We start from the raw sequence: 12,419 nt of genomic DNA, 5'->3' as shown, positions 1-12,419 counted from the left end.
ATTGTTTTAGAAACTTACTTATATTAATGCACTAAATAGCACAAGACGCAAGTTTATGCGCCTTGTGTAAGGTACTGCAGTAGAGCTAGTTTTTATTCCCATTGACACGGTAAAACTGCTGACTAAATTGAGTGTAGAGTACCGGCAATACAAATAAGGTAAGAAAGGTTGCGGTAAATAATCCGCCAACAATAACCGTTGCTAATGGTTTTTGAATTTCAGCGCCGATCCCTGTTGATATCAACATGGGTATCAAACCAAGCGCTGAGGTTAACGCCGTCATTAGTACGGGTCGCAGCCGAGATAGTGCGCCATTAAATGCTGCGCTTTGTAGACTATCTCCCGCTTTAACACGATTATTAATACTCTCAACCATCACCACGCCGTTAAGCACAGCTACCCCAAACAAGGTAATAAAACCCACAGAGCTTGGCACTGATAAATATTGCCCCGATACGTAAAGTGCAACCACACCACCAATAACTGCTAACGGCACATTGACTAAAATCAGCAATGCTTGGCCTATTGAGCCAAATGCAAAATACAAAAGTAATGCAATCAAAGCCAGCGAAATAGGCACCACGATAGATAAACGTTGCTGCGCCCGTTGTTGGTTTTCAAATTGACCGCCGATATTCACACCATAACCTGCGGGTAAATCAACTTGCTCAGCTATGGCAAGGCGAATATCCGCGACGACTGAGCCCATATCGCGCCCTTGTACATTGGCTTGGATCACTACTCGGCGCTGAACGTCATCACGACGCACTTGTGGCGGACCAGATTCAATATTAACCGTTGCGACATCCCCAACCCTAACCACGGCACCTGTCGGTGATAATAAACGCAGGTCTGCAATGGCTTCTGGGCTGTCACGAAACTCTGCACCAATGCGCACATAAATATCATACCGCTCATTGGCATTAATAATTTGCCCTGCCGCAGTGCCGCCAATGCCATCTTGCACTATCGACATTAAATCCCCCACAGATAAACCATAGCGAGAAAGTGCTAAGCGGTTCGGTTTTATCACTAATTGTGCTTCACCAGCAATTTGTTCCATTGCCACATCTTTAGCGCCAGCAACACCTTTTACAGCTTGCTCAATTTGCTGCCCTTTAGCGACTAACACATCTAAATCAGCACCAAACAGCTTAATCGCTAGTTGCGCTTTCACCCCTGATAGTAGCTCATCCACCCGCGTGGCTATCGGCTGTGAAAAGTTAAACAATAAACCAGGAAACTGCGCTAATTTTTGTTCCATTAACACTTGCAGTTGTGCACGATTAGCAGCTGATTGCCATTCACTCACCGGCTTTAAACCTAAGTAAATTTCAATATTATTAACTGGCTCTGGATCCCCCCCGACTTCTGGGCGACCAATTCGGCTAAGTGCATACTCAACTTCAGGAAAGGCCAATAATATCGCTTCCAACTTAGGAGCGACCATTAATGCTGTATCCAAGCTTGCCGAAGGTGCCAGCGTTACCCGTAAGTTAATAGTGCCTTCTTCAAGCTCTGGCACAAACTCAGTACCTAGTTGCGGCAATAAGATACCAGCAATCACCACTAATATTCCCGCCAGCGAGATCACCGTTTTACGTGCGTTCATTGCCCAGCGTAAACATATTTGATAAGTTTTATCTAACGGCTCAAGTAATACACTGCGCCTAACTGTGACACCTTTAGAAAATAAATACACTGCCATTGCTGGCACGATTACTAGCGCAACAATCACAGCAGAAATAATGGCTAACATGATACTTATAGCCATTGGCTGGAATAATTTAGCTTCTACACCTTCAAAACTAAACAGCGGCATAAACACGACTAAAATAATTAGTGCAGCAAAAAATACCGGCCTGGCAACTTCTTTAGCCGCCACAGTAATCAATTTAGCCGGTGAGTGATCAGCATGAGTATTGTTAGTTAAGTGACGAAAAATATTTTCCACCATCACCACCGAGCCATCCACCAGCATACCAATTGCCACAGCAATACCACCGAGTGACATCAAATTAGCCGAGAGCCCTAACCACGACATGACACATAAAGCCATACTAATGGAGATTGGTATAGACAATAAAACCAATAATGTGGCGCGTAAATTCATTAAAAACAACGCCAGCACAACCACAATAAATACAAACGCTAATAGCAAGGCATCCACCACAGTATCAACCGCTTTGGTGATCAAATCAGCTTGGTCATATAACGGTTCAAACGTCACCCCCTCTGGTAGTGCTTGATTGATCATCGCAATCCGCGCGCAAATACCATCAATGGTTTGCTTGGTATTTGCACCAATGCGTTTTAATACCACTCCTGTCACCACTTCACCTAATGATTGCACATTACCTTGACCATCTTTTTTACTCATCGTAGCGGCACCTTGGCGAATTTCACTGCCAAGCGTCACCTCTGCCACATCGGCAATGGTGATCACTGTGCCATTGATGGTTTTCAATGGCGTTTGTGCTATTTCTTGCAGCCCTAGTGTGCCGGCATTAAACCAACCTGTTCCACGAATAACTAACTGCTCTTGGCCGCGGTTCATATACCAGCCACCTACATTGGTGTTGTTTTCTTCCAGCGCAGTTACCACTTGTTGTTGCTCGAGCTGATAAGCTAATAACTTATTTGGGTTAAGATTTACTTGATATTGACGCACATCACCACCGAACGACAGTACTTCGGTAACCCCATCAACGGGTAAGATGAGTAACTTCACAATCCAATCGTTTAAGCTGCGCAGCGCCATACTATCCAAGCCAGACTCAGGTGATGCCGCTAATAAGTATTGGTAAACCTGCCCGAGCCCTGACGTATTCGGGCCCATTTCAGGCAAGCCAATCCCGTCCGGGATCAGTTCTTTCGCTGCTTGCAAACGCTCAAATACCAGTTGGCGGGCAAAATAGATATCCACCCCTTCTTTAAACACCACGGTAACACCAGAAAGCCCCGTTTTAGAAATCGAACGAACTTGCTCTACATCAGGTAATGCATACATGACCGCTTCAATTGGGTAAGTGATCAGCTGCTCAACTTCAACGGCAGCCAAACCTGGTGCTTCGGTATTAACAGCCACTTGCACATTGGTAACATCTGGAAAAGCATCAAGGTTGAGTTTTGGGATCACCACAACACTGGTGACAATTAATACACAAAGAGTCAGCAAAACCAGTAGTCGATTAGCAATCGCACTATCTATTATATTATTAAACATAGTGTTAGCTCCTAATGGTTGTGCGGATCAAAACCGCCTTTAGCTAGTTCTGATGCGACAAAAAATGCTCCTTGAGTAACGACTTTAGTGCCCTCAGCTAATCCTTTAATTTCACGAAGCTGACCAAACCGTCGGCCACGTTCAATTTCAGTTGCTATAAGTTCACCGTCTTCATCTTGCACATATACCGCCCAATCACCATCTGGGTTCCTAAGTAGAGCTTGCTCTGGTACTGCCAACACTTGTTGCTCAGTTGAAAATTCAAAATACACGTCACTAAACATCCCTGGGTGTAATTGATGCTGGCTGTTTTGTACACTTAAACGCACAATCCGTGAACGAGTGATCTGATCTATAGTGTGTGCTTCTTGGATCACCTTGGCTGGGTATGTGAATTGATTCACTTTCACTTGCGCTATTGTGCCTGTATCAATATTAATGGTTTGATTTGCCGACAATTGCGCTTCAACCCATAGTAGACTTTCATCAGCAATCAGCATAAGTTCAATTCCTGCATCGACCCGCTGCCCTTGTGCAAAATTATCACTGAGCACAGCTCCTGAGGTGCCAGCAAATAATGTGTACTCCCCCAGTTTATCGGCTGGGCTTACCGCACTTTGCGCAATTGCTTTAGCCGATAAACCAAACGCCACAAGTTGACTGTGAGCCACTTCATATTCTGCCTTGGCTGTGAGTAAGCGTTTTTCGCTCACCGTACCTTTGCCCATTTTTTGCACCCGCAGCCACTGTGCTTTAGCTAATCGATAAGTGGTTTGTGCACTGGCGACCTCAGCACTAAATAAAGTCACTAACGGTGCGCCTACTTGAATATGTTGTCCTAAGGTTGCGTGACGTTTCACCACAATTGAATCTACTCGTGGCGACAACACATAACTGCTATAACCATTAGCTTTGATTTCACCAGGGGCATACAACTGCGCTTGATAAGTGTGCTTTTCTAATGGGCTGATCTGCACATTTGCTAAACGCATTTGTGTCGGGGTTAAACGTACCCCGCCGGCTTGATCATGTGCAACATTCTCACTCGGTTGTACTGCTGTGGTAGCACTATGATCAAGGGCTGCATCTGGTGTATGAGCGTGCGGTGCTTCTTCACTGTGTTGATGACCTGTTTTTGTATCATCAAACTTTTGTTGTGCAACAGTGGTTGCCTGCCCTAAATTGCTAAAAATAAATAGCAGAGCAGAAAGAATAATTTTTAAGCGCGTCATAGTGCAGCTCCATCAGTTAGGGGATCCGTAAAGGTAGAAATATAATGGCTAAGTTGACCACTTTGCGTTAACCAATTCACACTCGCCAGTTGGCTCTGCTGAACAATTTCAATGCCAGCAAGTAATCCTGAAATACGCTGTTGGCGCATGGTTAAGTACTCAGCGGTACTGATATCACCGCTTTGCCATTGTTGCTCTATCAACGCAAGGCTGCTATCTGCATTTGCTTGGTTAATCGACTGCCAACGCTTAACGCGCTGAGCGTACGCTTGCATCACCTCTTTACTGGCTTGTGCTTGAAACGTCATAGTGCGCTTTAAAGCTTGATATTCGGCTTCTTTTGACATCACCGTAAATTCAGCGGCTTGGTATTCATCGCTAAAATTATTCACTATATTCAGCGGCATAGAAAAACTCACAGAGACAAGGTTATCATCACCATTTTTACCTGCTACAAGCCCAATGGTTGGTTTGACGGCTCGTTCTGCTTTGATCACCTTTACTTGCTGACGCTGTTGTTGCCATTGTGATTTCACCAGCAAAAGTTGTGGATGTTGGACCACATTTTCAGTATCTGTAGTGAGTTTAATACCACTGAGTAACTGTTCAGGTGTCAGCTGCCCATCTTCGTGCCACGTTGGTAACAGTGCCTGCACAGCTAATTTAGCATCTGCATAAGCACTGGCTTGTTGGGCGGTTTGATTCAAAATTTCTGATAGTGAGTACAACGCTAATTGTTCATCCAGCAACCCGACTTCTCCGGCCGCTCGACGGCGCTTAACCACGGTAACTAAACGCTCTAATTGCTGCTCTTGCTGTTGCGCTAACTGAAAAGCTGCTTTACTACTGCGCCAATTGATAAGCGCAATCAGGGTTTGTTCAACTAATTGTAAATATGTTAATTGCAAACGCTGCTGCTGTGCAACCAGTGTCAGTAGCGCCGCACTGTGTTGTGCCTGTTGTTGATCATTAATATCAAATGTTTGGCTCAGCCCAATACTAAAATTATTAGCATCGCCTTCTTTTTCAATACTCGACTCAAGGTTTGGATTATATAGAGATTGCCCTGCGGCTCGCACAGATGCAGTGGCACTTTGCAGCTGCTGAAAATCAGCCTGTAAATTTGGGTGTTGTTTTAATTGCGACAACAACCAGGTTAAATCGCCGGTATTATGCGTTGGCGTAGCCAATGCGGATGGTGCAGCTAATACAGTCGCACACAGACAAGCAAACCCAAATGGTTTGTATAAATTCATAACATATACTCTTACTAAATAAATCGGTGACCATGATGTTGGCCAGCTAAAAATTAACTTAGTGAGTGAGTAATTGGAGGGCGTAGATCAGGAATAAGCAGACGCGAATTAAATGCAGGGGCGTTCAAACTAATAATGTCGTAGCTTGGTAAATTGACATGCTGCTGCCACGGCTCAGTAAAAAATGCAGGAATATGACATACATGACAATGCGCATCATCGGCGTTATCAGCTAAGGCTTGGCTTAATTGCTGATGTTGCAGTTGGTGAATATCATGATCGTTATTGACAGAGCAGTGTTCGTCTAATTGACTTTGTTGATATAATAATTGCGAGGTTACATTAATAGCAGTGTTATGATCAGCCACGTCAAAACTATCCAGCACAGGCTGAAGTAGTACAAACGCTAAGATTAACAACACTAATTGCTTCAAGCAATATATCCTTTGAACGATTTCCAAGCTAACTTAACATATCTTTTCGTTACTGAGAAGTGCTTAACCGCTCGCGACAGATGCCAACTTTATGCCGCTGGCTAATTCAGCAATGCTCATTTAGTATTGTAGTATCAATATAATAACAACTTAGGCAATACTCAATATGGCTCATCAACATTCTCATAGTCATCACAATGACGACCAAAGTGATCGCCAGCTAGGCTTCGCTGTTTTTATCAATGTGCTACTTACTATTGCCCAAGTTGTTGGCGGTCTCATCTCTGGCAGTCTGTCTTTAATTGCCGATGCACTGCATAATCTCAGTGATGCAGCGGCTATTTTTATCGCATTAATCGCCCGTAGAATTGGTAATAAACCCGCTAACGAGCACTATCATTTTGGTTATAAACGTGCAGAAATTTTAGCCACATTGTTAAACAGCAGCACCTTAATCATTATTGGTGGATTTTTAATACTAGAAGCCATTGACAGCTATTTTAACCCCACTCCAATCGATGGCTGGATTGTAGTGTGGGTAGCAGCATTGGCACTAGTAATTGATGTTGCGACGGCGGTGTTGACTTTTCGTGCGGGGGCAAAAAATAGCATGAATATTCGCGCTGCATTTATTCATAATGTGTCTGATGCTATGGCCTCGATCGTGGTAATTGTGGCTGGTACCTTAATTATTCTCTATCAATGGTATATTGTTGATTTGATTGCCACAGTATTCATTTCGGCATATGTAATTTATCACGGGGTATTACTACTGATTGAAAGTTGCAAAATTCTTATGCAAGCTGCGCCCAATAACTTTAATCGTGAAGCAATCACTAATGCGTTACAAAAGCACTTTACAATTAGCCAAGTACACAGCATTAAAGCCTGGCAAATTGATGAGAAAACGACCTGTTGTGAACTGGTGATCATAGCTACTCAGCCACTTGATATTGACGCAATTAAAGACTATTTACACCATGAATTTGCTATTGAGCAATGTATTATTGAATATAAACAGCCACAATAACAAACCATGATGCGAGCTCATAATTGCATTTAATCGTATTTTTATTGAAAACAGCTCGCGTTCTCATTTATCATCGCATCTTTATTTTTATAAATATCATAGGATATCTGTGTTGTTAAAGCTGTGGTTACGCCGTACTCATTTAATACTGACATTAGTTAGTGGGCTGTTTTTGATCTGTTTAAGCATCACCGGCGCTATTTTAATTTACGCAAAAGACATTCAGCAAATCATTAACCCGCAATATTGGACAGTAACCCCGCAATCAACACCACTGGCCTATCCGGTGCTTATCAATACGCTGGCTGTTCACTCCAAACAAAATGTCACTTTACTTATGCCAGAGCAGCAGCCCACTGTTGCATGGCAAGCCCAGCTTGCTGATAAAAACTATATCAGCGTTAACCCATATACCGGACAAGTACTGCTCAAATATGATTATTACAGTACAGTGTATGGCTTTACCATGGCCGTTCATCGTTGGCTATTATACCAAGATACAGATGGCAAAAAGCCGCTGCGCAATTGGGTCTCTATCTGTGCGTTAATTTTTATTATCAATATATTCGTTGGCGTATACATGTTTCTTAAACCTAAAAATCGCCTAAAACGTTTAGTAATAAAACCCAAGGCTAAATTACGTATTTTGCTTTACCAACTCCATACAGTGATTGGCATGTATCTATTTATCCCTCTTATTTTAATTGCCTTTACTGGTATGGCATTTCACTGGAAAGACGAGACCAAAGCAGTGCTTGAGTTTGTAACACAAAATAATGTAGAGGCACGCCCTAAAGCGCCGGAACTCGAGGTGCCAAATATAATCAATGGCGATAACTTTGCAGTGGCTATACAAAACGCATTAGCTGTATTTCCTGAGGCTGAATTATTTCGTATCTATTTGCCTAAAAAAGCCAGCGACCCAGTTGCACTTAGAGTAAGAAACCCTGATGAAAGTCATGCTTATAGTTGGGTATGGGCCGATCAATACACCGGTCAAGTCCTGCAATCTTACGATGCCTCAAAAGCCAACCTTACAACTCGCGCGTGGAATTTTAAATACAAATTTCATATTGGCGATTTTGCCGGTTTTTTGGTGCAAATGTTATGGCTATTGGTTGCACTACTGCCTGCTTTTTTTACTATCAGCGGGGGTTACTTTTGGTATAAGCGCCATTATAGATAACTCAGCATTATAACGTTTTAATAAATCAGCTCGCACTGGTGATGTTGAACAATAACTTTAAGTTCACACCACCAGTAACACTATCAGATCAACTCATGCCACCCTTACCTTTCAAATAACTGCCGTTCCTGACTCGATGTAAATGTACTTTTTGCCTTGTGGCAACTCATACTTTAAACAAGTGACGTTGCTTTATTTTTCCTATTTTAGCTCCTAAAATTAATCGTACCAATTACATGGAATTAATCACTTATTAGCGCATCAGGAAAAAAGCTTAAGGACGAGAGCTATGAAAAGTGTTCTATTATTATTTATAATCAACCACTTGTGCTTTTTTATAGCAGCCGAGTTTTTTACTGGCACCTTGAGCAAACTATCAGGTAATAGCTTTCTCTCAGTGATAGGAATCATTTATGCCTTTGTGGGTTTTCCACTCCAGCTACTTATTGAGCTACTACTGCTTATTGGTTTTTGTTATCAACTTTTTAATGTCGGAAAATATCAAGCAAGTGCGCCGCTTTGGTTGGCATTTTTTGCAAGCATAATGCTGATGTTTAACTTTTTTGAATAGCAAAAAAACAAAATGCAATTGATAATAACTATCAATACCCTTGCCTTTACACTTCTTTACACTTATTATTGCGCCAATAAAAACAGCAATATCTCATAATTACATAGTCGTAAAGGATCTTCATGTTTAAAACCTCTTTCACTTTATTAGCCCTCGCTGTAAGCACTGCCACTTTTGCCGATGAAGCAATCAATAAAAACCAATTAACCGATACGCAAATGGAGCGTGTGGTTGTCTCTGGTAGCCGTGTTTTTGAAAGCATTGATGAGGTTCCCGCATCAATTACTATTATCAATCAACAGCAAATCGAAGAGCATTTAAAAGTAAATCCAGAGCTACAAAGCTTACTTGCGCAAATGGTGCCGGGCCTTGCCCCTGATACAGGTAGTTCGAGTAATACCGGGCAAACGCTGCGTGGTCGCGCACCACTTATAATGATTGACGGCGTGCCGCAATCAACCCCACTGCGTAATGGCTCTTTAGGTATAAAGAGCCTCGACCCAAGTGCTATCGGCCGCATTGAGGTGATCAAAGGTGCCACCTCTATTTACGGTAACGGTGCATCAGGCGGTATTATTAATTACATCACTAAACAAGCAAAAAGTGATGGTAAAACCGAAGGTGAAATAAGTTTATCGAGTCGCTTTAGTGCGGTAAAACTTGAGGAAAGTGCCGGTGCAAGGCTATCAGCAGCCATTAATGGCCGTGCTGACAAATTTAGCTATTTAGTTACTGCCAGCTATGAAGAAAATGGCGTACAACGCGATGCCCAGGGTGACATACTCGGTTTACAATATGGTTTATCTGACGCAGTTACACAAAACTACTTTACTAAATTGGGCTATGATTTTGATGACGAAAAACAGCTACAATTTAGTTATAACTACTTCAGTTCGCAGCAAAAAACTGACCTTGGCGATGTTGCTGGCGATATCAGCTTAGGCGAAAAAACCTACGCAATCCATGTACCACCTGAATTACAAAAACAAGGTAAACCACAAGGCCCCGAAGGCAACGAAAATATCACCCTAAAGTACATAGACTACGCGCTATTTGATAACACCCAAATGACCTTAGATCTTTATATGCAAGATATAGAAAACGTGTTTTTCTTCTCCCCCAATCTTGCTAATCAAGACGAAAATTATGACGGCGGCCAGTCAATTATAAGATCTGAGAAAAAAGGCGCACGCGCAACATTTAATACCCTAATAGATTTTGATTCTATCGAAGCCTCATTTATTTATGGTATCGATGCATTAACCGATGTGACTTCGCAGCCACTTGTTGATGGCCGTATCTGGGTTCCAGAGATGGATATGCAAAGTGTTGCTGGCTTTTTACAAACCAAATGGGTGATTGCTGATGACCTTATTGTCAAAGCCGGTGTTCGCAAAGAAAGCATTGATTTAACGGTAGACGACTACCGCACACTTAAACTATGTAAAACGCCAACTCAGTGCTCAGTACCTATTAACGTTAAAGGCGACACTATAGATTACGATGCGACAACCTATAATGTTGGTATTAAGTACAACCTTGATGAAAAATTCAGCCCATTTTTAAGCTACTCACAAGGCTCCGATATTTCAGATATTGGCCGTTTGTTGCGTGCTGCCACGGTAAACGATATTGGACAGATCCAAACTGAAGCCTCGATCATCGACAACTATGAAATTGGTTTTAATTCACAATTTGATAATGTACGTATTGAAGTTGCCGCCTATCGTAGTACCTCTGAACTTGGCACAACCAATAAATTTAATGAAGTGACCGGCGTATATGAACCAGTGCGAGCACCACAGGAAATTTGGGGCTACGAAACACTGGTAGATTATACAATTTCTGCAAACCTAAAATTACTGGCAACGTATAGCTATGTTGAAGGTAAAAACACTGAAGCAGATGTTTATTTAGGTTCTAAACAGATCAGCCCACCAAAAGCGACAGCTAACCTAAACTGGCAACCTAGTGATGCTATGTCACTAACATTAAGTTACCTGTATGTCGGCGATAGAAAACGCTTTGCAGCAAATGACGATGGCAAATATGTGGGCGATCAGGGTCCTGTCGAAAATTATAATATTTTTAACTTAACTGGCCAATACCAATTTGCTGATAACTGGCAAGGGTTTGCAGGTATCGAGAACTTATTTAACGAAGATTACTTTCCAGCCCGTGCTCAGTCATATACATTCGGCGGCTACAACATCAAAGGTTTAGGAACAACAGCAACTGTTGGCGTTAAATATAAATTTTAAGCATCATTAAACTCGTTCATTGCGCGGTGCAATGAACGAGCCTTTCTTAATTTCATCTTTAACCTTAAATATAAATAGCAATCTGTTCACAAAGCAACCAACAATGCAAACTTAAACGAGAATCACACGCAATATTAACCATATGATTTAAAAGGAAAATACTTGCAATCTTGTGATTTTACACTAAACTTGTCGCAATTATGAATTTCAAGGTAGGCCGTTATGAAAGGTAATCAAAAAGTTATCGACAGCTTTAACACATTGCTTGCAAATGAACTTGCAGCAATCGATCAATATTTTATCCACTCACGTATGTACGATGATTGGGGTTTAGATAAACTTTATGTACGCCTTAATCATGAAATGGAAGAAGAAAAAGATCACGCTGATTGGTTAATTAAGCGTATTTTATTCCTCGAAGGCGTACCAAACATGACCAAACGCCGTGATCTTATTATTGGTCATGATGTTAAATCAATGATGCAAAATGACTTAACCCTAGAGCTTGAAGTCGTTGAATGTGTTAAAGAAGTAATTGCAGTCTGTGAGCAAGAAAAAGACTATCAGTCACGTGAGATCCTTGAAAAGCTATTATTCGATACCGAAGAAGATCACGTTTACTGGCTTGAACAACAACTTGGTTTGATTGATAAAATTGGTAGCCAAAACTATCACCAATCACAAATGGGCGAATAGGAGCTAAATTATGAAAGGCGATAAAGACGTTCTTGTTGCATTAAATAAAATACTGGCAAATGAATTAGTTGCCATTAATCAATACTTTTTGCATGCCCGTATGTTTAAAGATTTTGGTTTTAGCGTATTAGACAAAGCTGATTACAAAACCTCGATTCAAAAAATGAAAAACGCTGACCGTTTAATTGAGCGTATTTTATTTTTAGAAGGCCTACCTAATCTTCAAGATCTTGGCCGTTTACGCATTGGCGAAAACAGCGAAGAAATGATTGCTTGCAACATGAGTTTTGAACTAGATTCATTGGTTGATCTAAAAGATGCGATCAAACTTGCTGAAAGTAAAAAAGATTATATTAGCCGCGAAGCGCTCGATAACATTTTATCTGAGCAAGAAGAGCAAATTGACTGGCTAGAAACGCAACAACAGTTAATTAAAAGCACCGGTATTGAAAACTACCTGCAGTCGCAAATGTAACGTTTGGTTAATATCAAAAAAAGCAGCTTAGGCTGCTTTTTTAGTTTTTATA

9 protein-coding genes are annotated in these 12,419 nt (G+C 41.6%); 5 read left to right on the top strand and 4 right to left on the bottom strand.

The genetic code is table 11. From position 1 onward, the window contains the following. Window positions 1-85: 85 nt before the first annotated feature. From H5158_RS04915 to H5158_RS04900, 4 genes are read right to left on the bottom strand one after another with little or no spacing between them, the layout of a single operon-like run. On the bottom strand, window positions 86-3,226 hold the full coding sequence (locus H5158_RS04915; RefSeq protein ID WP_182739584.1) for an efflux RND transporter permease subunit: 3,141 nt from the start codon (window positions 3,224-3,226) through the stop codon (window positions 86-88). A gap of 11 nt (window positions 3,227-3,237) precedes the next feature. Then, window positions 3,238-4,458: an efflux RND transporter periplasmic adaptor subunit gene (locus H5158_RS04910; protein WP_182717818.1), complete on the bottom strand. Its 1,221-nt coding sequence runs from the start codon at window positions 4,456-4,458 to the stop codon at window positions 3,238-3,240. Then, complete coding sequence (locus H5158_RS04905; RefSeq protein WP_182717817.1) at window positions 4,455-5,714, bottom strand: TolC family protein; 1,260 nt, start codon at window positions 5,712-5,714, stop codon at window positions 4,455-4,457. Before H5158_RS04905 ends, H5158_RS04910 begins: the two co-directional genes overlap by 4 nt. A gap of 53 nt (window positions 5,715-5,767) precedes the next feature. After that, window positions 5,768-6,148, bottom strand: coding sequence for a hypothetical protein (locus tag H5158_RS04900; protein ID WP_182717816.1), 381 nt, complete (start codon window positions 6,146-6,148; stop codon window positions 5,768-5,770). A gap of 166 nt (window positions 6,149-6,314) precedes the next feature. On the opposite strand from H5158_RS04900, the gene H5158_RS04895 reads away from it, so the two are divergent. The 5 genes from H5158_RS04895 to bfr (H5158_RS04875) all read left to right on the top strand — a co-directional run bounded on the left by H5158_RS04895 (window position 6,315) and on the right by bfr (H5158_RS04875) (window position 12,367). After that, window positions 6,315-7,178, top strand: a complete 864-nt coding sequence (locus H5158_RS04895; RefSeq protein WP_145236243.1) for a cation diffusion facilitator family transporter — start codon at window positions 6,315-6,317, stop codon at window positions 7,176-7,178. A gap of 112 nt (window positions 7,179-7,290) precedes the next feature. Then, window positions 7,291-8,364, top strand: coding sequence for a PepSY domain-containing protein (locus H5158_RS04890; RefSeq protein ID WP_182717837.1), 1,074 nt, complete (start codon window positions 7,291-7,293; stop codon window positions 8,362-8,364). Between the two features lie 693 nt (window positions 8,365-9,057). Next, the gene (locus H5158_RS04885; RefSeq protein ID WP_182717815.1) at window positions 9,058-11,196 is read left to right on the top strand and encodes a TonB-dependent receptor; all 2,139 of its coding nucleotides are present in this window, start codon (window positions 9,058-9,060) and stop codon (window positions 11,194-11,196) included. Between the two features lie 222 nt (window positions 11,197-11,418). Continuing rightward, window positions 11,419-11,892 (top strand): bacterioferritin, encoded by a 474-nt coding sequence (bfr, locus tag H5158_RS04880; protein ID WP_149980077.1) that lies wholly within the window; start codon window positions 11,419-11,421, stop codon window positions 11,890-11,892. A gap of 10 nt (window positions 11,893-11,902) precedes the next feature. Then, window positions 11,903-12,367, top strand: a complete 465-nt coding sequence (gene bfr / locus H5158_RS04875) for a bacterioferritin (RefSeq protein WP_182739583.1) — start codon at window positions 11,903-11,905, stop codon at window positions 12,365-12,367. Window positions 12,368-12,419: the final 52 nt, after the last annotated feature.

The sequence above is a fragment of the Pseudoalteromonas sp. SR45-6 genome (assembly GCF_014163545.1).
GTDB classification, from domain to species: Bacteria; Pseudomonadota; Gammaproteobacteria; order Enterobacterales; family Alteromonadaceae; genus Pseudoalteromonas; species Pseudoalteromonas rhizosphaerae.
The sequence above is the reverse complement of the archived record's forward strand: the minus strand, read 5'-3'. Positions and strand labels throughout refer to the sequence as shown.